Source organism: Streptomyces sp. RLA012 (assembly GCF_056270325.1).
In genome coordinates, this window is record NZ_JBWDPA010000002.1 from 3,040,871 (window position 1) to 3,066,902 (window position 26,032).

The window sequence follows — 26,032 nt, forward strand, 5'->3', positions numbered from 1 at the left end:
GCAGATCGGAGCCAGGGTGGATCGTGGGTGGATCCGCAACCGCCCCGGCCCTCCACCCACGGGTGGAGTCCGGCGGCACCACCCGCCCGCCACCGAGCTGAAGATGCAGATCACCGACCGTGCACAAATCACCCCCGAGCGCGGGGAACCACGCGACAAGCCCCCACCGCCCGCACCCGGCCACCCACCGAAGGGGCCGTGCCGGTGCGTCGCAAGCCCGTCGCATACGCCCGGATCCGACAGCGGCTCCCTCGCCCACCTCATGTCTGGTCCACCGGCTGATCCACCGGCGAGGGGCTCGACGCACCGGCAGGACCCAGACCCACCCACCGGCCCCACGCGCCCCCACCGGCGCAGCGCCTACGCGTCGATGCGCGACCTGTCCAACGTCGCCGCGGAGCTGGAGATGAACTCCTTGCGAGGAGCCACATCGTTACCCATCAGCAAATCAAACACCTGCTCGGACGCTTCCAGGTCCAAGATGTTGATCCGCCGCAGCGTCCGGTATCGCGGGTCCATCGTCGTCTCGGCCAGCTGATCGGCATCCATCTCGCCCAGACCCTTGTAGCGCTGGATCGAGTCCTTGTAGCGCACGTTCTTGCGCTGCAGCTCAAGCAGCGTCTCGCGCAGCTCACGGTCCGAGTACGTGTAGACGTACTTGTCCTGGCCCTTCTTGGGCTGGCTGAGCTCGATGCGGTGCAGCGGCGGCACCGCCGCGAACACCCGCCCCGCCTCGACCATCGGCCGCATGTACCGCTGGAACAGCGTCAGCAGCAGAATCCGGATGTGCGCGCCGTCGACATCGGCGTCGACCAGCAGGATGATCTTCCCGTAACGCGCCGCGTCAATGTCGAACGTACGTCCGGACCCGGCTCCTATGACCTGGATGATCGCACCGCACTCGGCGTTCTTGAGCATGTCCGTGACGGACGCCTTCTGAACGTTGAGGATCTTGCCCCGGATCGGCAGCAGCGCCTGGAACTCGGAGTTCCGGGCCAGCTTGGCGGTGCCGAGCGCGGAGTCTCCCTCGACGATGAAGAGCTCGCTGCGCTCGACGTCGTCGCTGCGGCAGTCGGCGAGCTTGGCGGGCAGCGAGGAGGACTCCAGGGCCGTCTTCCGGCGCTGTGCGTCCTTGTGCTGGCGGGCCGCGATCCGCGTACGCGCGGCGGCGACGGCCTTCTCCATGACGACCCGCGCCTGCGCCGCCGCGTCGCGCTTCGTGGAGGTCAGGAACGCCTTGAGTTCCTTGGAGACCACGTTGGTCACGATGCGGCGGGCCGCCGAGGTGCCGAGGACCTCCTTGGTCTGGCCCTCGAACTGCGGCTCCGCGAGGCGCACGGTGATGACGGCGGTCATGCCCTCCAGGGCGTCGTCCTTGACGATGTCGTCCTCGGCGACGCGCAGCAGCTTCTTGGCTCGCAGCACCTCGTTCATGGTCTTGGCGATCGCCTGCTCGAAGCCCGCGACATGGGTGCCGCCCTTGGGCGTGGCGATGATGTTCACGAACGACTTGAGGGTCGCGTCGTAGCCGGTGCCCCAGCGCAGCGCCACGTCGACGCCGAGCTCGCGGGTGACCTCGGTGGGCGTCATCTGCCCGTGCTCGTCCAGGACCGGGACGGTCTCCTTGAAAATGCCCTGACCGGAGAAGCGGAGGACGTCACAGACAGGCTTGTCGCCAGCCAGGTACTCGCAGAACTCGCTGATACCGCCGTCGAAGCGGAAGGACTCCTCGCCCTTGCTTCCGCCCTCCCCGAGCCCGTACTCGTCACGGACGACGATGGTCAGGCCGGGCACCAGGAACGCGGTCTGGCGGGCACGCTGGTGCAGGTGGTCCAGGGAGAGCTTGGCGTCCTTGAGGAAGATCTGGCGGTCGGCCCAGTACCGGACGCGTGTGCCGGTGCGGGTCTTGGGGATCCGCTTGAGCTTGCGCAGCCCACTCGTGGCGTCGAAGGCAGCATCAGGGCCGTCCGCCTTGAAAGCCCCCGGGGTGCCGCGGCGGAAGCTCACCGCGTGGGTGTGGCCGCCGCGGTCCACCTCGACGTCCAGGCGGGCGGAGAGCGCGTTCACCACGGAGGCGCCCACGCCGTGCAGACCGCCGGAGGCCGCGTACGAGCCACCGCCGAACTTGCCGCCGGCGTGCAGCTTGGTCATCACGACCTCGACACCGGAGAGACCGGTCTTGGGCTCCACGTCGACCGGGATGCCGCGGCCGTTGTCCCGCACCTCCACCGAGGCGTCGTCGTGCAGGATCACCTCGATGTGGTCGCAGTAACCCCCCAGGGCCTCGTCCACGGAGTTGTCGATGATCTCCCACAGGCAGTGCATCAGACCGCGGCTGTCGGTCGAGCCGATGTACATGCCCGGGCGCTTGCGCACGGCCTCGAGCCCTTCGAGGACGAGCAGGTGCCGCGCGGTGTAGTTGGAACCGTCCCGGTCTGCTCCGGTCAGCAACGCTGTGGACGGCACGGACGTGTCGGCGGTCACGCGGTTCGCTCCTCGCTGAATTTCAGATGGGGCCCTGTTGGGTAAGGGGCCGGCTTCGGTCACCGCTCAGAGGGTACCGAGGCCTGGTAGAGCCGTTGTAACGCCACCCTCGCATGAACTCAGACTAGTCCAGGGTCGTATGGATGTTCGATCCCTCGATGGAGTGAAGTACATATCACGTTCCCTTCCGCGCATGAACCATTTAGGCTCCGGGCACGTCCTCTTGAACAACCGGCAAGCCAGCCGGGGAGGACTGACCCTGATAGACAGCGCGAACCCGTAAGACACAAAGACATGTAATACGGCTCATTCGCCGCCACCCGGCAGCAGACAGCCGCCCCGGAAGAATTTTTCGAGGAAAAGCCACGAGCGGGAACGTTTTCGGCCTGGTTGGATGTTGACCCTGGTACGACAGCTCGTCGAGCTAGAGAAGAGGCGACGTGACTACTGTTCTGACCCCCGCGAGCCCGCTGACGGCCGCTGACCGCTGCGACCGTTGCGGCGCCCAGGCATATCTGCGCGTCGTCCTCCTCAGCGGCGGTGAACTGCTCTTTTGCGCCCACCACGGACGCAAGTTCGAGCCGGAACTCAAGAAGATCGCCGCTGAGATACAGGACGAGACGGAGCGACTGACGTCGGTCCCGGCGACGTCCAACGACGAAGAGCGCTGACACTTCGCATCAACGACGAGCCAGCTCCGGCATAGGCCGGTGTACGGGCGGCCACCCCTGCTACTGGGGGTGGCCGCCCGTATGCGTAGGGCCTCCGCGCGGCTCCCCGCGCCGGCCCCACGGATCACGTCCGTGGGCCCACGGACCCGCGCCCGAACCGCTCCCGGTAAGAGCCGTGCGTTCGCGAATCAAGATCGCTGCGCGGTGCTCCGTGCAACCCCGGCCCGGACCGCTCCCGAAGGACGCACCCCCAGCTCGGACCCCGTCCGCGGGGCCCAGGCACCTGCGGCGGATTGCCCCCTGCCCGTGGGAACCGCACCCTCCCGATCCGTACCGCTTCCGTGGACTGCCACGCACTCACGGCTCGGACCGCTTCCAGAGGCCCTGTGCGCTCGCGTCCGGACTCCTTCCGCAGGACTCCCGCACCCCACGGTTGAGGGCGCTCCCGCAGGCCCCAGATCCCCGTCTCGGCCCGGACATCGCGCAACAGGCCCCAGGCACGCGCCGCCCCCTTCCCAAAAGGCCCCAGGCACCCCCGCCGCAGGGCCCCTCTCCAGACCCCAGGCACCCACCGCCGGGGCCCCTTTCGCAGAGCTCGCGTCCCACTCCTCGGACCCCTTCCTCACCGCTGGAGACATACACCCGCGATCCGTGTCGCGTCCGCCGAAGCCCCGCACCCACGATCCGTATCGCGTCCGTGGGCGCCCTGAGCGGCCGCGGCTCCGTATCGCCCGGCGTGCGTCGGCGCCCCGTACCCTCAGCGGCGCTGCCCCAGCGTCCTGGCGACCTCCGAGACCCGCGTGTACACCCCGGGGCTTCCCGGCTCCCCGCAGCCGCGGCCCCAGGACACAAGGCCGATCAGCCGCCCCTGGGCGACCAGCGGGCCACCGCTGTCCCCCTGACAGGCGTCCCGCCCGCCCGCGATCTCTCCGGCACACAGCATGGAGGCGGCCCGATAGGTTCCGTCCGCACTGCCCGGATACGCCTGCCCGCAGATGGTGTCGGACAGCACCTTCACGGACGCACCCCGCAGACTGTGCGCGTAGTCGCCGCCGCCCGTCGTATCGCCCCACCCGTAGACCACGGCTGCCGTACCGGGCGCGTACGCGGCGTCCCCGGAGGGCGCCATACGGATGACCGAGCTCTCGGGCAGCGGGGAGGCGAGGGTGAGCACGGCGAAGTCGCCGGCGTTGGTGACGGCGTCGTACTCCGGGTTGACCCAGGTGTCGCGCACCGCGATCTCCTCGCCCTTGCCGGACAGCAGATCGGTACGGTCCGCGATGACCTTCAAGTCGGCAACCTGCTGCGGTGGCGCCCCCAGCACCACGGGACTCAGGCAGTGGGCGGCGGTCAGTACCTGCGACGGGCCGATCACCACGCCGCCGCAGAACTGCCCCGCTCGCGTACCTCCGAACCGGTCACGGCTGGACAGGGCCACCGTCCACGGACTCTGAGCGATGTCGACCGGATAGCCCCCGACGACGACGCCGTCGGTTGCCGCCGGGGCAGGGGACGCCAGCGATATCAGGGCCGCTGCGGCCACGAGGGCCACCGCTGGTGCGAAAGGACGGCGCATGCGCGTTCCTCACTCTGGGATGGTCATGGAACACCCAGAGTGATCCAATGGGCGGCGCCGCGCACACCCACACACCGCGCACACATGCCGAGGGCCCGGCTCCCCAGCGGGAGTCGGGCCCTCGGCAACGACCGTACGACCGAGATCTACGGGCCGACGAGATCTACGAGATCCGAGATCTAGTCGAGGTAGTCGCGCAGTACCTGCGAGCGCGACGGGTGACGCAGCTTCGACATCGTCTTGGACTCGATCTGGCGGATCCGCTCACGCGTGACCCCGTACACCTTGCCGATCTCGTCGAGGGTCTTCGGCTGACCGTCGGTGAGACCGAAGCGCATCGAGACAACGCCCGCCTCGCGCTCGGACAGGGTGTCGAGGACGGAGTGCAGCTGCTCCTGGAGGAGCGTGAAGCTGACCGCGTCGGCCGGGACGACGGCTTCGGAGTCCTCGATGAGGTCACCGAACTCGCTGTCACCGTCCTCGCCCAGCGGGGTGTGCAGCGAGATGGGCTCGCGGCCGTACTTCTGGACCTCGATGACCTTCTCCGGGGTCATGTCGAGTTCCTTGGCCAGCTCCTCCGGGGTGGGCTCACGGCCCAGGTCCTGGAGCATCTGGCGCTGCACGCGCGCGAGCTTGTTGATGACCTCGACCATGTGCACCGGGATACGGATGGTGCGGGCCTGGTCGGCCATCGCTCGGGTGATCGCCTGACGGATCCACCAGGTGGCGTACGTGGAGAACTTGTAGCCCTTGGTGTAATCGAACTTCTCCACCGCGCGGATCAGACCGAGGTTGCCCTCCTGGATGAGGTCCAGGAAGAGCATGCCGCGGCCGGTGTAGCGCTTGGCCAGGGAGACCACCAGACGGAGGTTCGCCTCCAGGAGGTGGTTCTTGGCGCGGCGACCGTCCTCGGCGATGATCTCCAGCTCGCGCTTGAGCTTCGGAGCGAGCTTGTCGGCGTTGGCCAGCTTGTCCTCGGCGAAGAGGCCCGCCTCGATGCGCTTGGCGAGCTCCACCTCCTGCTCGGCATTGAGCAGGGGGACCTTGCCGATCTGCTTCAGGTAGTCCTTGACCGGGTCGGCGGTGGCACCTGCCGCGGCGACCTGCTGCGCGGGCGCGTCGTCCTCGTCCTCGTCGGACAGCACGAAGCCCTGGGCGCCGTCCTCGGCGGGCTCCTCCGCACCGGGCTTGCCCGGGGTCTCCTCGACGGCCTCGTCGTCGATCAGCTCGACGTCGTCCTTCTTGGAGGTGGTCTTCTTGGCCGCCGTCTTCTTGGCGACCGTCTTCTTCGCGACGGCCTTCTTGGCGACCGTCTTCTTGGCAGCGACCTTCTTGGCGGACGCGTCCTCAGCCGGGTCGTCGGCGACGGGCACTGCCGGGGCGGCGGTGGCGGTGGCCTTCTTGGCGGTCACCGTCTTCGCCGCGACCGTCTTGGTGGCGGTGCGCTTGGCCGGACTCTTCGCTGCGACGCTCTTTCGGGTGCGCTTGGGCTCCGCGGCACTGACCATCAGCGTCACACCCTCTTCCTCGAGGATCTGGTTGAGGCTGCGCAGTACGTTCTTCCACTGAGTGGCCGGAATCTGGTCAGCTTCGAAGGCCCGACGCACGTCATCGCCGGCGATCTGCCCCTCAGCCTTTCCCCGCTCGATGAGCGCCATGACAGAGACGGACTCGGCGATCTCCGGCGGGAGCGTACGGGATGTGCTGGCCGACACGAACAACCTCTCGGAACGTTGGAAAACGGCTTCCGGCCCCGTCCTCTATGGACAGGAGCCGACGACCGCCGACTTGGGGATGGGCCGACGGCGCGGGCGAGGGCCGGGAAGAATCACAGCGCCGTAAGCGGCGTCTGTATTCCCTCCTCGGCTGTCACCTCTTAGGTCATCGCGCAGTTCCGCGGAGCGTTACGCCCAATCTGCGTGGCCCGAGTCACACCCCGTAAGCACCCAAAAGCTGCCAGACACGGTCAGATGAGGTCAGTTGATGGACTCATCCCCTCAAACCGATGGGTTCATCACCTCACCCGACGGGCTCATCACTTCACCAGACGCGCTCATCGCCTCATCACATCGCCGGACCCCGCCGGGTCCCAGAGGGATCCGACGGGGTCCGGCGGGAGATGGTTCGCCGGCCAAGCGATGCCACGAGAGGGCACACGCCCCTCGACCACGCCGCCCTCGGGGCGCGGTCAGTGCTCGCGCGGCGCGGGCACCACGCGCTCCACCTCGGGATGGACGGTGAGCAGCTGCCGCATGGCCGCCTCGGCCGCCGCGCCGTCGGCGGCTGCCAGAGCGTCGACGATCCGGCCGTGGTGCGCCAGCGAGGCTTCGGTCGCCCGGTCACAACCGGTGACAGGGCCACCGGACACCTGGAGCGCGGCCGAGACGATTCCGGAAAGGTGCTCCAGCATGCGATTGCCGGCGACCTGGATGAGCATCGAGTGGAACTCCGCGTCGGCCCGCGAGAAGGTGAGCGAGTCACCCTGCGCCAGGGCGTGTCCCATGATCTCGACCATGTCGCCGAGACGCTGCTGGACCTCCTCGCGCCCATGCCCGGCGGCGAGGCGCGCGGCGAGCGGCTCGATCGTCCAGCGCAGCTCGCTCAGCTCACGCCGCTGGTCGTCGCGCTGCGGCCCGAAGGCCCGCCATTCGATGATGTCCGGGTCGAGGAGGTTCCAGTCACTGACGGGCCGCACGCGCGTACCGACATTGGGGCGTGCGCTGACCAGCCCCTTCGCCTCCAGGACGCGGAGCGATTCGCGGACGACGGTGCGAGAGACCTCGAACCGCTGTCCGATCTCCTCGGGGACGAGCGGACGGTCCGCGCCGAGGTCGCCGGAGACGATCATCTGGCCGAGCTGCTGGACGAGTTGGCCGTGCAGCCCGCGTCCGCGACTGCCCGCGGCTCGTCGGCCCACACGGCCCAGTTCCGGCTCGGCGTTCTCCCACGCGGAGGCACCGACGCGTTCGGCACCGGGGGCCTCGGCATAGGGGTAGCGGTCGATTTCGCCCGGGCCGGTCAGGCCGGAGTCTGCGGAGCGGGCGGCGGTCATCATGGTGTGCGCAAGGGTACTCACGGATCATTTGTCGGCGCTGTCTCCAACTCCCTTGAGGTCTTTGGTGAAAAGCACACGAAAGGGTGATCGCTCACCCCGTCGCAATTGACGCCTTATCGGAAAGAAATGGCCGTTCTCCGGGGAGTTGTGCGCATGGCGGGAACGGAAGGGTACGGACGGTCGTCATCGGGCCCTGCTCCGCAGGGTGGTGAGCAGATATGCGCAGAGCAGAGCGGCCAGCGACAACATCAGTGCGCCGCCCACGGGTTGGGCGATCAGCCGCGCCCCGGCCGCCAGATAGTGTTCTCCCCCGAACGGCCACCGCATCAGCACGAGCTCGCGCAGCCGCTCCGGAAACCCGACCGCCGTCCGTACGGACGGTCCCGCCAAGGCCTTTTGTACGAGCGGTACGACGACGATCGGGACGGCCAGCACCGCCGCGAGCCCGGCGGTGGTGGACCGGAAGATGCCCGCCGCCAGCACACCGGCCCAGGCGCAGCCCACCATGAGACCGATCCAACCCGCACTCAGGGAAAGCCAGTCGGCGGGAACTCCGATGAGCTCCCGTCCGTAGACGAGATAGAGCATTTCGAGGTCGCAGCCCACCGTGAGGAAGGCCAGCATCAGCGCGGTGGCCGAGGCGACGAGGAGTTTGGCGGCGAGCAGTCCCAGGCGGCGGGGGACGGTGCCGCGGTCCGCGGCCAGGGCGGGGTGGCGGAACTCCTCGCCGAAGGCCAGCGCCCCGAGCAGTCCCGCGCCGAGCGCCGCGGGCGGCAGGGGGCATTCCTGCGGCCAGGCGGCCAGGAGGCGCGCCTGTGGTGTGTGACCGATTCGGGCCAGGAGTACGGACAGGAGGGCAGAGGTGACGAGAACGGCGGCCGTCGTGAGGTAGCCGGTGCCGACTCCGGTGGCACGCCGCAGTTCGTAGCGCAACGGACGCAGCGGGCTCGGGGCCGGGCGTACGGCGATGGGGGGCGGGAGCGGGGGCAGCGCCTCCGCGGCCGGCGAACCACCAGGGCGCGCCCGCGGCCCGGCCGGGCCCGGCCCATCGGCCGCGCACCCGTCGACCGCATGTGTGTCGTCCACGCGTGTGTCGTCCGAGGGCCCGTCGACCGCGTGTGCGTCGTCCGGGGGCCCGTCGATCTCGGGCGTGCCATGCACAGGTGTGTCGTGCGCAGGTGTGTCGCGCACAGGTGCGTCGTGCGCAGGTCCGTCGTTCTCGGGTACGCCGCCATCGGCGGGCCGTGCGGAACGTGGCCCCATGTCCCCGGTCTCGTCGGCGAGTTGGTGTACGAGGATGCCGTGCCGGAAGGCGGTCTCGCCGACCTCCGCACACGTGCTGCCGTACACCGAAAGCCGGTTGCCGTCCTCACGAACGACCTCGACGGACCGCTGTGCGGTGCGGGCCTCCTGAGCGAGCAGAGCGCCCAGGCGGGCGACGTACGGGCTTTGGACGGCCACCCTGGGGCGGAGCCGGGTACGGGCGAAGTCCACGGCCGCCTGGTCGGCGACGAGCCGGCCCTGCTCCAGGGTGATGACGCGGTCGGCCCTCCGAGCGGCCTCCTTGGGATCGTCCGTGCTGAACAGCACGGTGCCGCCCTGCGCCGCGTGCGTGCGCAGGATCCCGTGCAGCCATCGGCCCTCCCGGGCGGAGAGCCCGTCCGCGGGATCGTCGAGGACGAGGCTGTGCGGACCGGTCAGCAGGGCGCAGGCCAGGCCGAGGCGGCGGTCCATGCCGCGCGAGAGCGTGCCCAGTCGTTCGTCGCGCAGGCTGACGAGCCCGACCACTTCGAGCACTTCGTCGGCGCGCCGCACCGGCACACCGGCGGCGGCGCACAACATGCGCAGCTGCCCGCGGACCGTACGCGCGGGATGGCCGGGCACCTCGCCCAGAAGCACGCCGACTTCACGCGACGGATGCGGGATCCGGTGCAGCGGGCGGCCTCTGAAGTAGGTGATTCCGCGGCCCTGCTGGAGTTCGAGCATGAGCCTGAGCGCTGTCGTCTTCCCCGCGCCCCGGGCTCCGAGGAGCGCTGTGACACGGCCTTCGCGCGCCTCGAAGGACACGTCGTCGACGGCGGGCGGAAGCTCCTTGCGCGGGCTGCTGGTCAATCCGATGGCCTGGATCACTCACAGCAAGATAGCGCGACATTTCCGGTTTTTCGGGCACCATGAGGCTCATCTCGGCCGGGCCTCTGTTCTCTCACCGGACGGCTCCCCCTCGGAACCGGTCCGCCCTCGTCAGACCTCGGGGCGCAGCATGGGCGGATTGAGCAACGTGGCACCACCGGCACGGAACAGCTGTGCGGGCCGGCCGCCCTGGCGTGTGGTCGTGCCACCCGTCGGCACGAGGAAGCCCGGTGTGCCCGTCACCTTGCGGTGGAAGTTGCGCGGGTCGAGTGCCACCCCCCACACCGCCTCGTACACCCGGCGCAGCTCGCCGACGGTGAATTCGGTCGGGCAGAAGGCAGTGGCCAACGACGAATACTCGATCTTGGAGCGGGCGCGCTCCACGCCGTCCGAGAGGATCGTCGCGTGGTCGAAGGCGAGGGGCGCCGCCTGCTCGCCGTCGCGGCCGTAGCCGCCCTGTTGCAGCAACTCCTCCACCGGTGCCCAGCGCGCGCTCTTGGCGTCACCTCCGGCCCTGGGCGCGGGCAGGTCGGGGGCCAGCGCCAGATGGGCGACGCTGACCACCCGCATCCGGGGGTCGCGCTTGGGGTCTCCGTAGGTCGCCAGCTGTTCCAGGTGCGCGCCGTTGTCCTGTGCCGGGGCGGACGGGTCGTGGGCGCGCAGCCCGGTCTCCTCGACCAGTTCGCGCGCGGCCGCCTGCGCCAAGTCCTCGTCGGGCCGTACGAAGCCGCCCGGGAGTGCCCACCGCCCCTGGAACGGCTGCTCACCCCGCCGTACCGCCAGCGCGCACAGGGCATGGCGACGCACGGTCAGCACGACCAGGTCCACGGTCACGGCAAAGGGCGGGAAGGCCGACGGGTCGTAGGGCATGCCGCGATCATAGTCGTCTGCCTGACGATAAACACGCCCTTCGCCTGTCGCTTCCACCGTTGATCCACTTCCGTCCCACACGGATCTCACAGGCTGCCGCCAGTCTCCTTCCGGGGACACGTCCCACAAGGTCACACTCCCAACTGCAGCCCGTCGGCCGCCTCCTCCACCATGGCGAGGCCGAGTCTGCTGACGCGTACGGAGAAGGGGGCGCCGGCGATCCGCAGCCCCGTCAGTCCGATCTCGCCCAGCGGCGCGCTGCCGACCGGACGCAGGGTCACGGTCCGCGCCGGTGCGTCGGGGCGGATCCCCGCGAGGGCGGTGAGGATCTGCACCCCGGCGGCCGCGGCCGTGGCCGCCGGGCGGCAGGCCGCGGGATGCGGGAGCGGAGCGCCGCTTCCCGTTCGCTGCTCGCCCGCGTACATCTCGGGCAGCCGGTGCCCGAAGGTCTCGGCCGCCGACAGCAGTCCGCGCAGCAGCGCGCTCGCTTCCCTCTCGTAGCCCGCGGCCACCAGCCCCACGACGGCGGTCGCGGTCTCCTGTACGCGTACCGCGCCACTACGGTGGCCGAAGGGGTTGTAGCCCGCCTCTTTGGCGCCCAGGCTGCGCAGCCCCCACCCCGAGTCCATGGCCGGGCCACCGAGCAGCCGCGCGAGTTGCTCGGTCTGCACCTTGTCGAGCAGGCCGGGGGCCAACACGCCGGAGCCGAGCAGTCCCGTGTCGAGGAGGTGGACGGTGCCCGCACCGAGGTGCGGCACGAGGCGCCCGTCCGGGGCCCGGGCGGCCGCCGGTCTGCCGCCTGCCCGGTCTTCGGCCCAGAAGTCCGCCCGGAACGCGGTCCGCATCTCCTTGGCCCACTGCGACAGCCCCGCGCCACCCGGCCGGCCGTGGGCGTCGAGCAGATCGGCGCCCAGCAGCGCCGCACGATGGGCGTGCGCCTGCGTCTCGCAGCGGAACGGCCCGCCGGGGTGCGGGTCGGGCACGTAGGTGCCGTCGCCGACGGTCGTCCGCAGCCATGCGAGGCACCGCTCGGCCGCGGGCAGCAGCTCCTCGGTCTCCTGCTCCGCGAGCCCCCAGCGCCGGGCTTCCGCGAGAAGCACGGGGAACAGCAGCGTCGCTTCGGTGGCCGTGCAGCCCGGTGGGAGGTGCGGGCCCGCGTCCCGGCGCGGTCCGGGGATGAGGCCGGACCGCGGTCCCGGGCCCATGATCTGGGTGCGGGCGAGAGTCCGCAGCGTGCCCGCGGCGAGCCGGGTGCCGAGCGGCAACGTCATCCTGGCCGCGACCAGCGCCTCGGCCGGGGCCAGGCCGCAGCGCCACGGCGCCCCGGCCGCGAGGTGTATGTCCGACGGGTGTCCGGGATCGCGCAGCAGCAGGGCCTGGAGATCCTCGACGCAGGTCTGCAGGAGCGGCTGGACCCTGGGGTCGTCGCCCGTGGCCCGGGCCTGGGCGAACGGGCTCGTCGCGCCGCGTCCCACGGCTCTGGGAGGCCCGGCGCCGTCCGGCCGTACCCGCAGCTCCACGCTTCGGGTGCCGCCGGGCGGCAGTTCGAGCTCCCAGCGGAGCAGTCCCGCGGAGGCCAGGGCGTCGGAGGGCGGCGGATCGGCGGTGACGGCCGCGTTCCCCGCGGCGCAGGACCATCGCAGGCCCGAGTCGTGGACGCTGGCGGACAGTTCCGGCCCGGCTCGGCCCGAGGCGACCGAGCCCAGCTCCGCGAGATCCGTGCCGAGGGAGACCTCAAGGGGCAGGCGCAGGGTGCGGGGGGCCGCGCTCTGCAGGGTGATCCGCTCCGTGCCGTCCGCGTAACGCGTTCGTTCCACGATCACGTCCGGATCCGGGCCGCCGTCTGCGGTGGCACGCACCGTGCCCACGAAACGGGCTCGGTCGGCCGCTACCATCCGGGCCTGCACGGCGAGCGGTTCGCGCCCTGCCACCCGCACCTGGCAGCGGGACAGCATCCGCCGGCCCCCTCGGTAGAAGCCCTCCAGGCCACGGCCGGTCAGCTGTCCCTGCTCCGTGGAGATCGCCAGTCCCGGCAGGGCGACGCAGATCAGCGCGGTGTGTACCGGCGGCAGGTCCGTGGTCCGGCGCGGCCCGGGAAGCGGCGCTTGGCGTGCTGCCGGACCGCCCGTTGCCGCGAAGGGGCTCAGAGCGCTCTCCACTGTGGCGAACGGGGGCGGCGAACCGGTTCGACGTGTGAAGGGCTGCGCGGACCTGCGCGCCGGGGGGAGGTCGCCGTCGGGATCGGAGGACAGGTGGGGCAAGGTCATGGGGGTTCCTCCGCGCTCGGTGCGCCTGGGGCGCGCTCGGCGCCGGGTTGGGGGCCCCGGAGGGTCAGGGGCGTTCGGCGGCGCGGCCCGGTCACGGGTACCGCCACACAGGTGAACGGAACGGCCCTGCTCCGGGTCACGCCCTGGGCCGGGTAAGCCGACCGAATGGCGGTGAGGTGGCCGACGGGGCGTGACGCGGGCGGCTGTGGGACGGTCCGGGCGCGGAAGGGCTTCGGCGCTGGGGCGTGAAGGCCCGCGCCGTTCACCAAAGGCCGTCGTGGGAGCGCAGCTCGCCCTTGACACGGCGGGAGTGCGGTGGGCGCCCGCCCATGGCAAGCGGGAATCCCATGGCTCAGCGGGAATCCGGTGCGCCCACCGCACGGTGGCCGCAGCGTCCGCCGGCCTGGGCGGCAGCGGCGAGAAGGCCATGGTCTGGGCGCGCGGGACGCATGGTCCGTTTCCTGTTCGGCAGATACATGGTTCGTCACCGATACCGCGGGGGCGAAGACCCATCGGGGCATCACACGGAACGAAACCCGGTACCAAGAACCCCCGCATCAGCCGGTACCAAGAACCCCCGTGCCAAGGGGGCCAGCTCCTCACTCGAACCGATAACCGTCGGCCCACCCCGCTCCCGACGTTCACGTGTCCCCTTCCGTCCCGCGCCGACCGCCCTCGCGGCGGACCCTCGGCCGACCGCTCGCTCCCTCGGGCGCGCGCCCGGATCCCTCCCCGGCAGGCGAGGCCTCGTCGGCGGGCCGGCGTCGGCGGGGACCGCTCGTCCCGGGGGAGCGATGGCTCGGACGCCCGCCTCCTCCGCTTCCTGCCGAGCGCGCCCTGCGTCGACGACGGGTCACGGTGCCGGGCGGCTCGGAGACATCGAGGGACGCCGGGCGATCGGCCGCCGAGAGCTGTTCCGCCCCCGCTTCTGTGCGGCCGGTGCGCTCCGAGCGCAGGCAGCGGCGGATCGACTCCGGGTCCAGGCCCTCGTTGCACGCCTGGTGCAGGAGACGGGCGAAGAGATAGTCGGAATCGGCGCCGAGTGCCATGGCCAGGGCTTCCCGTGCCTCCAGTTCGTCGCCGGTCGACCAGGCGACCCACCCGACGAGGGTGAGGGGTGCCGCGGCGTGCTCGCCGTAGGGGCCGACGCAGCGGCGGGCCAGGGCTCGCCACAGGCGCAGGGCCGGGGCGGCCTCGTCGCCCTCCATCCACTCGGCGGCGCGGTCACGGGTCGTGCGGTCCTGCAGTCCGAGGATCAGGGTGGCGGCCTCGTCGTGCTCCAGGAGTCCGTCGTCGCGAAGGTCTGCCGGGCGGACACCGGACACGGGTGGGGCGTCGGCGAGCCGCTTCATCAGCTGCCTGGCCAGTTCGAGGGCTTCCTCAGCCACCACCGCGCGGCTCTCGTCGTCCAGGATCCTGGGGACCAGGGCCATGCTCGCCGTGTCGAGCGCGGCCTCCTGCTCGCATGCGGCCGCGCCCTCCCACGGAGTGAGCCGGGCCGTGAATTCCCTCAGCGATCCGCGCACTTGCAGCCCCGCGTAGGTCGCGGCGGCGGCGAGGACCGAGGTGCCGGGCAACCCCATCGCCTCTCCCTCGGGCGAACAGCACTGCGGGCTCGGGCAGCAGTACGACCAGAAGCGGCCGTCGGAGATGCAGAGGGCTTCGACCACGGGGACGTCGAGACGACCGCAGGCCGTCCGCAGTAGCTGTGCGAGTGGCCGCAGACGTTCCGTGACGTCCCGTCCCGCCTCTCCGGTGCCCGGTTCCTGGCAGAGGTAGGCGACCATGCTCTCGGGCCGGGCACCTCTGCGCTCGCTGCCCTTCACCAGTCCCTGCGCCAGTTGTTCGGCCGCGGAGGGCCAGTCGTCCGCGTGGACGGGGATGCCGAGCCGCGCCCTTCCGCCGAAGCGGCCACGCCTCTCCCCGTCGTGGAGGGCGACCAGCACGATGCTGTCCTCCGGCCGATATCCGAGCAGGTACGGCAGGGCGTCGGCCAGCTCGGCGGGCGTACGCAGGGTGACCTGGTGCTCGCCGGGCAGCTCATGCCCCGCGTGCTCGGGCCTCCCCGGTTGTCCCCGCAGCCCACCACCCTCACCGCCGCCGTCGTGCCCTCCGCACACACCATCTCCCCCACGCCCGCCCCGCACGCCGTCTCCTCCACGCGGACCGCCCACGCCCTCTTCCCCGTGCCGCCCGCACCCGCTGATGTCACTGTCGCCGGATGTGCCGGCCGCTTCGCTGTGATTCGTCATGTCGTGACCATCCCGCGGATCTCGAAATCCCGCTTCGGCCTGTGGATAACCCCGACCATGACCACGACATGAGTTGTCCACAAGGTGGCGGGCTCGTTCGCGCGATGTCCGACCCGTCGGGTTGCATGGGGCCATGCGCAACGAAGACCCAGGACCCGTGACCAGCGAAGACCCGCACATCGCGGCGGATGCCGTACTCGCCCGCCTCGTCGGCGCCCCCGCGGGCGAGGCCCGGCTGCGCGGAGATCAGTGGCGCGCCATCGAGTCAAGAACGCGGGCAGGGCGCCAAGGTCCTCATCCGCGACCGCGACTCCAAGTTCACCGCCGCCTTCGACGGCGGCTGATCGACGCCGTCCTCAAGGTCGTGACCACGGGCCGCACCGAGCAGCCCTGAGTTCCCACACCTGGAGGCAGGCCGACGAGACCGACTCGGCGGGACCCTCCACACGCATCAACATGCCGCTTGACCAGGCCGGATGATGTATCGGCATCCACAATCGGCGGTGAACTCCTCGCCGTGGAGCGTGAGATCGGCCCTGTCCATGGGGCGCACGGCAACCGGCGGTCCGCCGCGACACGTCACTCTGCGGGAGCAGGCACTCCGGACGGTCCCCTCCGGAGGAATCAGTCGATCACGGCGGCCCGCCAGGTCTCCTCGTCGGCGTCCAGGAGCGCCGCGACGAGGGCCGGGTCCGGCAGCGGGCCGTGGTCGGCGGCGACCTTCAGGGCCGAGGCCGCGGTCAGATGGCCCAGCCGCAGAGCGCGGTCCACAGGAAGTCGCCGCAGCAGGCCGCTGAGGAATCCGGCGGCGAAGGCGTCGCCGGCGCCGACCGGTTCGGCGACGCGCACGGTCAGGGCGGCCACGCTGTGGGCGGCAGCCCCGACGAAGGCGGTGGCGGCGCGGTCCCCGTCCTTCACGACGAGGACGCGCGGGCCGGGCAGGAGGTCGCGGACATGTTCGGCGTCAGTGATCCCGTCCCCCCACAGGGCCTGGGCCTCATCGAGGCCGACGAGGACGATGTCGGCCCGGTCCGCGAGCGGCCGCAGCACATCGGCGGCGGAGCGGCCGGCCCACAGGGCGGGGCGGTGGTTGACGTCGAAGCTGACGGGCCACGGGCGGTCGGGGCGCAGCGCGTGTTCGACGAGGGCGCGGCAGCCGGGCGACAGGGCGGGGGTGATGCCGCTGAGGTGGACGAGCGCGGCGTCCGCCACCGCCGGGTCGTCGAGCACGTCGGGGGTGAGGGCCGAGGCGGCGGATCCGGCGCGATGGTAGTGGACCCGGGTGCCGTGCGCGCCCGGGTCCTTGAACAGCAGTCCGGTGGGCCGCTCCGGGTCGGTGCGGACGCCGCTGACGTCGACGCCGCCCGCGGCGATCCGGGCGCGGACGCGGCGGCCGAAGGGGTCGTCGCCGACCGCGGAGACCCAGCGGGCGGGAATGCCGTGGTCGGCGAGGTAGAGGGCGACGTTCGACTCTGCGCCCGCGATGTCGACGCGCAGCAGGTCGGCGCCGTCCAACGGCCCGAGAGGGTCGGGGGCGAGGGCGGCCATGGTCTCGCCGACGCAGACCACGGGGCCGGGGCGCAGTGGCCGGTGGGTGCTCATGGTGGGCTTCCTAGGGTGTGTCGGCGCGGTCCGCCGGGGCCTCGGCGGAGGAGACCGCCGGGCAGCATGGGGCGGCCGAGGCGGAAGAGACCGACGGACGGTACGGAGCGGCCGGGACGCCGGGGACGTCCACCCGGACCGCGAAGACGGCGCCGTCGAGGGGTCCCGGGGCGGGGAGGCCGATGTGCGCGCTGGTGACAAGGAGCGTACGGCCGTCGGGGCCGCCGAGGCAGAGTCCCGCTGGCTGCCCGGCGGGCAGGCCGACGATCCGGTCGAGGCTGCCGTCGGGGCGGTAGCGGTGGACCTGCCCGGTGCCCCAGACGGCGGTCCACAGGCAGCCCTCGATGTCGGTGGTCATGCCGTCGGGGCTGCCGGAGCCGAGGGTGACGAAGGGTTCGGGGGTGCCCGGGTCGCCGCTCACGGGGTCGACCGGGTAGCGGCGGATGACGCCCCGGGCGCTGTCGGCGAGGTACATGACGGTGCCGTCGGCGCTGAAGGCCGGGCCGTTGGGGATCGTGACGTCCCGCAGGACGCGGGTGACACGGCCGTCGCGGTCCAGGCGGTAGAGGGAGCCCGCGTCCTCGGTGGCCTCGTACGCCATGCTGCCTGCCCAGAAGCGGCCGTACGGGTCGGCGACACCGTCGTTCATCCGCATCGGCACGGGTGCGCCGTCCTCGGGGCGCGCGATCCAGTCGGCGCGGCCCGCGGGGTCGATGCGGCAGATGCCGGTGCCGGCCGCCGCGATCCAGTGGCCGGGGCGTCCCTCCACCGGTGCCACCGCGCCCAGCGGGCACGGCAGTTGGGCGATCAGGGTGAGCGGCGCGGCAGGGTCTTCGGAAGCGCTGAGCAGCCGGCCGGTGAGGATGTCGGTCAGCACGGCGCGGCCGTCGGTCCAGCGGATGCCCTCGCCCAGTTCGAGGCGGTCGGTCCCCAGGACCGCGGGGGCGGTCACGGGCGGGCCCCCGCGCGGACGACGTCCAGGAAGGCGCGGGCGCGCTCGCGCAGGGCGGTGAGGTCGCCGCCCTCGGCGGCGTCGCCGATCAGGGGCGATCCGACGCCGACGGCCGTGGCTCCCTCGCGCAGGTAGTCGGCGGCCGCCGCCGCGTCCACTCCCCCGACGGGTACGAAGGGCTGGTCCGGGAAGGGTCCGCGCAGGTCCCGCAGATAGCCGGGGCCCCCGGCGCTGCCCGCCGGAAAGAGCTTGAGGGCGTCGGCGCCGAGCCGCCGTGCCTGGAGGATGTCGGTGGGCGTCATCACTCCGGCGAGCACGGGGAGTCCGAGTTCCCGCCCGGTGGCGATGCCGTCGCTGACGGCCGGGGTGACGAGGAAGGCGGCCCCGGCCTTCTGGGCGGCACGGGCGTCGTCGGAGCTGAGCACGGTTCCGGCGCCGAGTGTCGCGTCGGGGCCGAGCACGGCGCGGGCCCGCGCGATGACGTCGAGCGCGTCGCGCCCGGAGAGGGAGACCTCGATGAGGGTGACGCCCTCCTCGGCGAGGGTGAGCACGGTGGTCAGCGCGGCGTCCGGGTCGCTGCCGCGGACGATGGCGAGCAGCCGGTGGGAGCGCAGCGCGGCGAGCAGGTTCATCCGACATCCGTTCTGGTGATGGGGGTTCAGGGGCGGCGGGTCGCGGTGGCGGTGAGCCGCCAGGCGACCTCGCCGGTCGGCGGCACGACGGCGGTGTCGCCGTCGTCCGCCGCGGCGCGGTCGAAGACGCGGCCGAGCATCGGCTCGACGCCGGTCGAGCGGTACGGCGCTCCACGGGGGAAGCCGCCGAGGTTGCGCCAGAGGGCGACCGCGACCGGCTGACCCTCGGCCTCGACGGACAGGTGCAGCGTGTCGGCGCCGTCGTGCACGGACACCCGGGAGGTGAGGACGACCGCTCCGACGGCGCTTCCGTCGTCCGGCCCGAGCCGGTCCAGCGGTACGCCGTCGACGCTGGGCCAGGTGCCGGCGACCCAGCGGTCGCCCTCGTCCGGGTAGAGCCGGGTCACCGCCGGTCCGACGACGCCGATCCGGGCGGCCGGGGAGAGGTCCAGCAGGGCGTGCGCGGCCCACACGAAGCGGTAGCCGGGCTCGGCGGCGAGCGTGTAGTCGGCGACGACCGCGTCCCCTCGCTCGACGACACGCCGGGTCAGGCGGAAGTCGGGGCACTCCGCGACGTCCTCCTCCCCCGCCCTCCGCCAGGGCCGCGACCAGGCGTCCCCGTGGTCGGGCAGCCCGCGCACGGTGGGCACGCACTCCTCCAGGCCGCCGGCGTCGACAAAGGGGTCACCGGGCCGGACCGTACGGCGGCGGGGCTCGTCGCGGTGCCACAGCCACTCGCGGCCGCCCGCGGTCAGCGACGTCCAGCGTCCGCCGTGTTCCGGGTCGGTGGCGACGCGGACGGGCAGTCGCGTGGCGCTCACCATTCGGCGAAGGAGCCGTCGGCGTGCCGCCAGACGGGGTTGCGCCAGACGTGGCCGGACCGGTCGGCGGCGCGGACCGCGTCCTCGTCGACGGCGATGCCGAGTCCGGGCAGTCCGGTGCGGTGCGCCTGGCCGTCGACGAAGCGGAAGGGCTCGGTGTCGACCAGGTAGGACAGCAGGTCGGCGTCCTTGTTGTAGTGGATGCCCCGGCTCTGCTCCTGGATCAGGAAGTTGGGCGTGGCGAAGGCGACCTGGAGGCTGGCGGCCAGCGCGATGGGACCGAGCGGGCAGTGCGGCGCCAGGTGGGCCCCGAAGGTCTCGGCGAGCGAGGCGATCCGGGTGACCTCCGATATCCCGCCGGCGTGCGACAGGTCCGGCTGGGCCACGGCGACGCCCGCGGTCAGCACCGGGAGGAAGTCGGCCCGCCCGTAGAGCCGTTCGCCGGTGGCCAGCGGCACGGACGAGGCGGCGACCAGGCCGGGCAGCAGGTGCGCCTGCTCGGGCAGGACGGGCTCCTCGACGAACAGCGGGTGCAGCGGGGCCATCTCGTGGAGCACGCGCCGCGCGTTGGCGGCGCTGAAGCGGCCGTGGAAGTCGACGGCGACGTCGCGGTGCGGGCCCAGGGCCTCGCGGGCGGCCGCCACGCGCTCGACGACGGCAGCCGTCTCGGCGGGGCTGCCGATCGGTGGGGTGCGCCCGGCGGCGTTCATCTTGACGGCGGTGAAGCCGGCCTCCACCTGGGCGGTGACCTCCTCCTTGAGCCGCGCGGGTTCGTCGCCGCCGACCCAGGCGTACACCCGGACGGTGTCGCGGACCGGGCCGCCGAGCAGGGTGTGCACCGGCACCCCGAGGGCGCGGCCCGCGATGTCCCACAGGGCCTGGTCGATGCCGGCGACGGCGCTGGAGAGGACCGGGCCGCCCCGGTAGAAGCCGCCCTTGCTGAGCACCTGCCAGTGGTCCTGGATGCGCAGCGGGTCCTGGCCCACCAGGTACTCCGCCAGCACCTCGACGGCCGACCTGACCACCTCGGCCCGGCCCTCCACCACCGGTTCGCCCCAGCCGACGACGCCGTCGTCGGTCTCGATGCGGCAGAACAGCCAACGGGGCGGGACGAGGAAGGTCTCGACGCGCGCGATCTTCACTGTGACTGGCCGTCCTTCTCCTCGGCGGAGCCGTCCGCGCCCTCGGGCACGGACGGGCCGCTGAGCTTGTCGAGGTCGCGCGTCGCCTGGTCGAGCAGGGCGCGCATGGCGTGTTCCGCCGCATCCGAGTCCCGGTCGCGCACGGCGTCGAGGACGGCTCGGTGGCTGGGGACCGGGTCCTCGCTGTGGGGGGCGCTGTGCACGAGCTGGTCGCGCTGGGCCAGGCCCGACTCGATGACCATTTCCATGCGTTCCAGCAGTTCGTTGTGGGTGGCCGCGAGCAGCGCCCGGTGGAAGGCGAGGTCGGCCTCGACGGCGTCGCTCGCGCCGCCCTCCTGGCCCATCGCGGTCAGTGCCGCCTCCAGTGCCTTGAGGTCGGCGTCGGTGCGGCGGGCCGCGGCCAGCCGCACGGCGGCGGGTTCGATGATGCGGCGGACCTCGCCGAGGTTGCGGAGCAGCGCGGGGTCGGCGCCGGTGCCGTTGCTCTCGGAGAACTGCCAGCGCAGTACGTCGGCGTCGAGCAGGTTCCAGTCGGAGCGGGGCCGGACGAAGGTGCCGCGCTTCTGCCGGGCGTCGACCATGCCCTTGGCCGCGAGCACCTTGAGCGATTCGCGCAGGGCCGTCAGGCTGACGTCCAGTTCGCTCTGCAGGGCCGCCATGTCGAGCGTCGCTCCCTCGGGGATCTCACCGCTGAGCACCCGGCGGGCGAGGGTCTCCACGGTCTGGCCGTGCACTCCGCGGCGCGCGTATGGCGTCATGTGTTTGCCTTTCTTGCTGGTCGGTCGGTGGCTGGAGCGGTCGGTTCCGTCAGGCGGAGGCCTTGGTGACGCTCCAGCCGCCGTCCACGAGCAGGCTCGATCCGGTGATGTAGGAGGCTTCGTCGGCGGCGAGGAAGGCGACGGCGGCGGCGACTTCCTCGGGGGTGCCGAAGCGACGGGCCGCGGTCTGGGCGACGCTGAGCTCACGGTCGGCCTGCGGGACCCGGTCCCAGGCGGCGGTCAGGATCGGTCCCGGCAGCACGGCGTTGACGCGGACCTCGGGTCCGTACTCGACGGCGAGCTGGCCGCACAGCGACAGCAGCGCGCCCTTGCTCGCCGCGTACGCCGGGTGGCCGGGGATCCCCCGGTGGGCGTGGACGGAGGAGACGAGCACCACGGCTCCCTGGTGCTCGCGCAGATCGGGCAGTGTCGCCTTGACGCCGAGGAAGGCGCCGGTGAGGTTGACCGAGAGCTGCCGTTCCCAGGAGGCGAGGCTGGTCTCGTGGGCCGGCGCGACCGCCACGGTGTACGCGTTGCTGACCAGGACGCCCACGGGCCCGAAGCTGTGGGCGGCGGTGATCACCCGCTGCCAGTCGTCCTCGCTCGCGACATCGGCGGCGACGAAGAGGGTCCGGGCCCCGTCCTTGCGCAACCGCTCGGCGGTCTCCTCGCCGCGTTCGGCGGCGAGGTCGACCAGGACGACGGCCGCGCCCTCCGCGGCGAGGCGTGCCGCAGTGGCCGCGCCGATGCCCGACGCGGCGCCGGTGACGACGGCGACGCGGTTGGTGAAGCGGGCGGCTGCGTTCATGAGGTGGATCGTCTCCTGTTCGAGAGGGAGGTGGGGTACAGATGTTCGCGAGTCAGGTGGGGTGCAGATTCTTCCGCTGTCGTCACTGCCGGGCCAGGACGGTCAACTCCGCGTCGTGCCCGGCGGTCCAGGTGAACGGCAGCCCCGAGTGGAGCAGGTACGCGCCGCTGTGGCGGGTGCCGGTCGCGGTGTCGGTGTAGACGGCGTCCGGCCTCAGGCCGCGCAGCCGGAGCCGGGCGGCCCGGCCGGGTACCAGGGGCGCGCCGTCGAGCGGGCCGGTGTTCCAGGCCGTCACCACCAGGCGGGCACCGCCCGGTTCCTCGTACTGGATGCCGCAGGTCGGGTCGGCGGGGCTGCCCAGCAGGTGGACCTCGCCGTGGTGGACGATGTCGCGGATCTCCTTGTAGCGGGCGATCCACTCGGTGGCCTCGGCACGCTGCTGCGGTGTCCAGTGGCGTATGTCGGCGCCGATGCCCAGGACTCCGGCGATGGAGTTGACGAACCGGAAGGCGAGGGAGCGGGGGCGCGGGTCGAAGAGGCCGGGGGCGTCGGTGACCCAGGAGCTCATGGTGTGCGGGGCGTGCGCGTGGAGGTAGCCGTACTGGATGCGCAGCCGGTCCATGGGCGCGGTGTTGTCGCTGGGCCACATGACGTCGGTGCGGGCGAGGGTGGCGTGCTCGACGCGGGCGCCGCCGCCGGCGCAGCCCTCGACGGTGACGTGCGGGTGGGCGCTGCGCAGGTGGTCCAGGACGCGGAGGTAGCCGGCGACATGGGCGGCGTCGAGGTCCTGGAGCTCGGGGTCGGGACCGGCCGGGTGGCCGGGGCGGCCGCGCTCGGTGGGCGGCCGGTTCATGTCCCACTTGAGGTAGCTGATGGCGTACGAGCCGAGCAGCCGGTCGAGCGTGCCGATGACGAAGTCCTGGACGTCCTCGCGGCCGAGGTCGAGCAGGAGCTGGTTGCGTACGAGCGTCGCGGGCCGGCCCTCGATCCGGTACACCCACTCGGGGTGCTCGGCGTAGAGCCTGGAGCGGGGGCTGATGCCCTCGGGCTCCACCCACAGCCCGAAGTCCATGCCGAGGGCGCGGACGTCCTCGACGAACCGGTCGAACCCGCCGGGGAATTCGGCCGGGTCCGGGTCCCAGTCGCCGAGGCCGCCGGTGTCGTCGGGACGTCCGGTGAACCAGCCGTCGTCGACGACGAAGAGTTCGGCGCCCAGCTCCGCGGCCGTCCTGGCGAGCTCCAGCTGCCCGGCGGCGTCGACGTCGAAGCCGGTCGCCTCCCACGAGTTGTAGAGGACCTTGCGCGGCCGGTCGATGCGCCCGCCGGTGAGGTGCCGCTCGTAGCGGTGCCACACGCGGGCCAGCCCGTCGAGCCCGTCCGGGCTGAAGGCGCAGGCCAGCCGGGGTGTGACGAGGGTGGCCCCGGGGGCGAGGCGGACCGCGCCCTCGTGGGGCACGCGGCCGGCGCGCACCCGTACGGCGCCGCCGGGCTCGGCGTCGGCGGTGATCCGCCAGTTACCGGACCACTCCAGGGCGATGCCGTACGTGGGGGTGGCGCCCTCGGCGGGGGCCGCGGCGTCCTGGATCGCGAGCCACGGGTGGTACGCATGCCCGGCCGAGCCCTGCGTGCTCTCCATCTCGAAGCGCCCGCGCTCCAGTTCCACGTCCTTGAGCTGGAACTCCTGGGACCACTGTCCGGCCAGGTACGTCAGCCGCGCGCCGCCCTGGACGGGCACGTTGACGGCGGCGGAGTCGAAGCGCTCCAGGCGCACCTCGGTCTCGCCGGTGCAGGTCAGCTCCGTCCAGCGCAGGACGACGTCCGTGCCGGGCACCGTCTCGTAGCGGAGCGTCGTACGCACTCCGAGGACGTCGTCGGCGAACTCCAGGCGCAGCGCCCGGTCACCGTCCTGCGTGGCGCCGGTGAACCGCCACCAGCTGCCGCGGTCGCCGCCGGGGCGGGAGGCGACCAGGTCGGCGCCGGTGAACGGCCGCAGCCCGTACGGGATGTACTCGGCCGGGGCCGCGTCGGCGGGGGTGATGAAGTGGGTGCGCCGCGACCAGTCCATGGGCGACGGCCCGTCCTCGACGCCGTGGGGACCCCAGGCGGCGAGCTCGGCCCAGCGGCCGTCGCCGCCGAGGGTGACGGCGTAGGTGGTGGTCTCGGTGCGCAGCAGCCACCGGTCGTGCGCGGTCACTTGACGGCTCCGAGGTTCAGTCCGGCCACGAAGTGGCGCTGGAAGCGGAGGAAGACGGCCACCGTCGGGGCGGCGGCGATCACCGAGCCGGCCGCGATCACGTTCCACATGGACACGTACTGGCCCTGCAGCCCGATGAGGGAGGCGGTGATGGGCATCTGGGTGTCGGTGCGCAGCACCGTGATGGCCCACAGCAGGTCGTTGAAGATCCAGGTGAACGACAGGGCGGTCAGCGCGGCCAGCGCCGGGCGGGCCAGCGGCAGGATGATCCGCCAGTAGATCTGCCACGGGTTCGCGCCGTCGATGACGGCGGCCTGCTGGATCTCGCCGGGGATCGCCCGCATGAAGCCGTGCAGGACGAAGACGTAGAAGCCGACGCCGAAGCCGACCTGCACGCCGATCAGGGCGTACAACTGGTCGTAGATGCCGAGCACTTCGCTGAGCTTGGAGACCGGGATCAGCAGGATCTGCGGGGGCAGCAGGTTGCCGCCGAGCATGATCAGCAGCAGGACGCGCCGGAAGGGCAGGTCGTAGCGGCTGAGCGCGAAGGCCGCCATGGAGGCGAGGCCGAGCGAGAGCAGCACGGTGGGGATGGTGACCAGCATGCTGTTGATGAGGGCGCGCTGCTGGCCGCCGTCCACCCACGCCTGGCGGAAGCTGTCGAAGGTGAACGAGTGCGGCCGGCTGCCGACGCCGTGCGCGGCGATGTCGTCGAACGTCCGGGTGCTGGTGACCAGCACGAGGACGATCGGCAGCAGCCACAGCACGGACATCAGGCCGGCGGTGAGGTGGAAGCCGGTGGTGCGCAGGGCGCGGCCGCTCAGGACGGGGCGGCGGGGCGCCACGACCTTGGCGGGCCCGGCCCGGCCCGCCGGGCCCTCGGCGTCCTTGACGTGCGCGGTGGCGTCGGTGGCGGTCATCAGTCGGCCTCCCGGAAGGCCCGCACGAGGTAGCTCGCGATGACGCCGAAGGCCAGCACGAAGATGACGACGGCGAGCGCGGAGCCGTATCCCAGCCGCAGGGACTGGAACGCGGTGGAGTACATGTAGGTGCTCAGCAGTTCGGAGGAGTGGTACGGGCCGCCGCGGGTGAGCGCCCACACCACGTCGAACGAGCGCAGCGAGTCGATGACGATCACCGACAGGACGACCGCGTTGACGCCGCGCAGCTGCGGCAGGGTGATGTGCCGGAACTGCTGCAGGCGGGTAGCGCCGTCGACCTTGGCCGCCTCGTACAACACGGGGTCGATGCCCTTGAGGCCGGCCAGGTACAGCACCATCACGTAGCCGACCTGACGCCACAGCGCGGGCACGATCACCGCGTAGAAGGCGGTGTCCTGGTCGGCGAGCCAGGCGTGCTTCCAGCCGCCGAGACCGATGGCCTCCAGTACGTTGTTGATCAGGCCGTCCGGCTGGTACATGGCCTGCCACACCAGGGCGGTGGCGACCAGCGAGAAGACCACCGGCAGGAAGAGCGCCGCCCGGTAGAACCCGATGCCGCGCCGCTCCTGCTGGAGCAGCAGCGCGGCACCGAGCCCGAGGGCGGCGGAGAGCCCGCCGAAGAGCAGCAGCCACAGCACCGTGTTGATCGCGGCGGTGCGGAAGACCGCGTCGTGCAGCATCTCGCTGAAGTTGCCGAGGCCGACGAACTCCGGAGCCCCCAGGCCGTCCCAGGAGGTCAGGGAGAGGTAGAAGCCCTGGAGGGCCGGCCAGAAGACCCAGAACGCCTCGGCGAGCAGCGGGACGAGGACGAAGGCCAGGACCACCGGGGGCACCCGGGTGGCCCTGGACCGTCGTGCGGAGCCGATCAGCGCCATTG

Annotated in this window: 20 protein-coding genes; 2 read left to right on the forward strand and 18 right to left on the reverse strand. The window is 72.1% G+C overall.

Going from position 1 to position 26,032, the window contains the following annotated elements:
- Positions 1-360: 360 nt before the first annotated feature.
- Positions 361-2,484: a DNA gyrase/topoisomerase IV subunit B gene (locus RV986_RS13945; RefSeq protein WP_475917704.1), complete on the reverse strand. Its 2,124-nt coding sequence runs from the start codon at positions 2,482-2,484 to the stop codon at positions 361-363.
- Between the two features lie 440 nt (positions 2,485-2,924).
- On the opposite strand from RV986_RS13945, the gene RV986_RS13950 reads away from it, so the two are divergent.
- Entirely contained in the window at positions 2,925-3,155 is a 231-nt protein-coding gene (locus RV986_RS13950; RefSeq protein ID WP_075030622.1) for a DUF7455 domain-containing protein, read from the forward strand.
- 757 nt (positions 3,156-3,912) lie between these two features.
- On the opposite strand, the gene RV986_RS13955 is transcribed toward RV986_RS13950, so the two are convergent.
- From RV986_RS13955 to RV986_RS13985, 7 genes are all read right to left on the reverse strand, one after another.
- Positions 3,913-4,731: a S1 family serine peptidase gene (locus RV986_RS13955; RefSeq protein ID WP_475917705.1), complete on the reverse strand. Its 819-nt coding sequence runs from the start codon at positions 4,729-4,731 to the stop codon at positions 3,913-3,915.
- A 179-nt stretch (positions 4,732-4,910) separates the two neighbouring features.
- Entirely contained in the window at positions 4,911-6,446 is a 1,536-nt protein-coding gene (locus RV986_RS13960; RefSeq protein WP_475917706.1) for an RNA polymerase sigma factor, read from the reverse strand.
- 473 nt (positions 6,447-6,919) lie between these two features.
- On the reverse strand, positions 6,920-7,807 hold the full coding sequence (locus tag RV986_RS13965; protein ID WP_475917707.1) for a FadR/GntR family transcriptional regulator: 888 nt from the start codon (positions 7,805-7,807) through the stop codon (positions 6,920-6,922).
- 162 nt (positions 7,808-7,969) lie between these two features.
- Entirely contained in the window at positions 7,970-9,916 is a 1,947-nt protein-coding gene (locus RV986_RS13970; RefSeq protein WP_475917708.1) for an ABC transporter ATP-binding protein, read from the reverse strand.
- A gap of 111 nt (positions 9,917-10,027) precedes the next feature.
- Complete coding sequence (locus RV986_RS13975) at positions 10,028-10,786, reverse strand: NUDIX hydrolase (protein ID WP_475917709.1); 759 nt, start codon at positions 10,784-10,786, stop codon at positions 10,028-10,030.
- Between the two features lie 131 nt (positions 10,787-10,917).
- Positions 10,918-12,933: a glycogen debranching N-terminal domain-containing protein gene (locus RV986_RS13980; RefSeq protein WP_475924276.1), complete on the reverse strand. Its 2,016-nt coding sequence runs from the start codon at positions 12,931-12,933 to the stop codon at positions 10,918-10,920.
- 761 nt (positions 12,934-13,694) lie between these two features.
- Positions 13,695-15,305 (reverse strand): DUF4192 domain-containing protein, encoded by a 1,611-nt coding sequence (locus RV986_RS13985; RefSeq protein WP_475917710.1) that lies wholly within the window; start codon positions 15,303-15,305, stop codon positions 13,695-13,697.
- Between the two features lie 157 nt (positions 15,306-15,462).
- Between RV986_RS13985 and RV986_RS13990 the strand changes: the two genes are divergently transcribed.
- Positions 15,463-15,699 carry a hypothetical protein gene (locus RV986_RS13990; protein ID WP_475924732.1) on the forward strand — a complete coding sequence of 79 codons (237 nt, stop codon included), beginning with the start codon at positions 15,463-15,465 and terminating at the stop codon, positions 15,697-15,699.
- A 230-nt stretch (positions 15,700-15,929) separates the two neighbouring features.
- Here the strand turns inward: RV986_RS13990 and RV986_RS13995 are convergent, their stop codons facing one another.
- The 10 genes from RV986_RS13995 to RV986_RS14040 all read right to left on the reverse strand — a co-directional run bounded on the left by RV986_RS13995 (position 15,930) and on the right by RV986_RS14040 (position 26,030).
- Complete coding sequence (locus tag RV986_RS13995; protein ID WP_475917711.1) at positions 15,930-16,907, reverse strand: sugar kinase; 978 nt, start codon at positions 16,905-16,907, stop codon at positions 15,930-15,932.
- A gap of 10 nt (positions 16,908-16,917) precedes the next feature.
- Positions 16,918-17,859, reverse strand: coding sequence for an SMP-30/gluconolactonase/LRE family protein (locus RV986_RS14000; RefSeq protein ID WP_475917712.1), 942 nt, complete (start codon positions 17,857-17,859; stop codon positions 16,918-16,920).
- Positions 17,856-18,491, reverse strand: coding sequence for a bifunctional 4-hydroxy-2-oxoglutarate aldolase/2-dehydro-3-deoxy-phosphogluconate aldolase (locus RV986_RS14005; RefSeq protein WP_475917713.1), 636 nt, complete (start codon positions 18,489-18,491; stop codon positions 17,856-17,858). The genes RV986_RS14000 and RV986_RS14005 overlap by 4 nt, the downstream gene beginning before the upstream one ends.
- 26 nt (positions 18,492-18,517) lie before the next feature.
- Complete coding sequence (locus tag RV986_RS14010) at positions 18,518-19,315, reverse strand: hypothetical protein (RefSeq protein WP_475917714.1); 798 nt, start codon at positions 19,313-19,315, stop codon at positions 18,518-18,520.
- Positions 19,309-20,454 carry a galactonate dehydratase gene (gene dgoD, locus RV986_RS14015; protein ID WP_475917715.1) on the reverse strand — a complete coding sequence of 382 codons (1,146 nt, stop codon included), beginning with the start codon at positions 20,452-20,454 and terminating at the stop codon, positions 19,309-19,311. The genes RV986_RS14010 and dgoD overlap by 7 nt, the downstream gene beginning before the upstream one ends.
- Positions 20,451-21,212, reverse strand: coding sequence for a FadR/GntR family transcriptional regulator (locus RV986_RS14020; protein WP_475917716.1), 762 nt, complete (start codon positions 21,210-21,212; stop codon positions 20,451-20,453). Before RV986_RS14020 ends, dgoD begins: the two co-directional genes overlap by 4 nt.
- Positions 21,213-21,261: 49 nt before the next feature.
- Positions 21,262-22,020 (reverse strand): SDR family NAD(P)-dependent oxidoreductase, encoded by a 759-nt coding sequence (locus RV986_RS14025; protein WP_475917717.1) that lies wholly within the window; start codon positions 22,018-22,020, stop codon positions 21,262-21,264.
- Positions 22,021-22,102: 82 nt separating this feature from the next.
- Positions 22,103-24,214, reverse strand: coding sequence for an alpha-galactosidase (locus RV986_RS14030; RefSeq protein WP_475917718.1), 2,112 nt, complete (start codon positions 24,212-24,214; stop codon positions 22,103-22,105).
- The gene (locus tag RV986_RS14035) at positions 24,211-25,134 is read right to left on the reverse strand and encodes a carbohydrate ABC transporter permease (protein ID WP_475917719.1); all 924 of its coding nucleotides are present in this window, start codon (positions 25,132-25,134) and stop codon (positions 24,211-24,213) included. The genes RV986_RS14030 and RV986_RS14035 overlap by 4 nt, the downstream gene beginning before the upstream one ends.
- Positions 25,134-26,030, reverse strand: coding sequence for a carbohydrate ABC transporter permease (locus tag RV986_RS14040; RefSeq protein WP_475924277.1), 897 nt, complete (start codon positions 26,028-26,030; stop codon positions 25,134-25,136). Before RV986_RS14040 ends, RV986_RS14035 begins: the two co-directional genes overlap by 1 nt.
- Positions 26,031-26,032 lie beyond the last annotated feature (2 nt).

Excerpts from the sequence above, each read along its gene's own strand:
- RV986_RS14020 (WP_475917716.1), bottom strand. The coding sequence starts at position 21,212 with ATGACGCCATACGCGCGCCGCGGAGTGCACGGCCAGACCGTGGAGACC.
- RV986_RS14010 (WP_475917714.1), bottom strand. The coding sequence starts at position 19,315 with ATGGTGAGCGCCACGCGACTGCCCGTCCGCGTCGCCACCGACCCGGAA.
- RV986_RS14035 (WP_475917719.1), bottom strand. The coding sequence starts at position 25,134 with ATGACCGCCACCGACGCCACCGCGCACGTCAAGGACGCCGAGGGCCCG.
- RV986_RS13995 (WP_475917711.1), bottom strand. The coding sequence starts at position 16,907 with ATGAGCACCCACCGGCCACTGCGCCCCGGCCCCGTGGTCTGCGTCGGC.
- RV986_RS14005 (WP_475917713.1), bottom strand. The coding sequence starts at position 18,491 with ATGAACCTGCTCGCCGCGCTGCGCTCCCACCGGCTGCTCGCCATCGTC.
- RV986_RS13985 (WP_475917710.1), bottom strand. The coding sequence starts at position 15,305 with ATGACGAATCACAGCGAAGCGGCCGGCACATCCGGCGACAGTGACATC.
- RV986_RS14025 (WP_475917717.1), bottom strand. The coding sequence starts at position 22,020 with ATGAACGCAGCCGCCCGCTTCACCAACCGCGTCGCCGTCGTCACCGGC.
- RV986_RS14040 (WP_475924277.1), bottom strand. The coding sequence starts at position 26,030 with ATGGCGCTGATCGGCTCCGCACGACGGTCCAGGGCCACCCGGGTGCCC.
- RV986_RS13975 (WP_475917709.1), bottom strand. The coding sequence starts at position 10,786 with ATGCCCTACGACCCGTCGGCCTTCCCGCCCTTTGCCGTGACCGTGGAC.
- RV986_RS13955 (WP_475917705.1), bottom strand. The coding sequence starts at position 4,731 with ATGCGCCGTCCTTTCGCACCAGCGGTGGCCCTCGTGGCCGCAGCGGCC.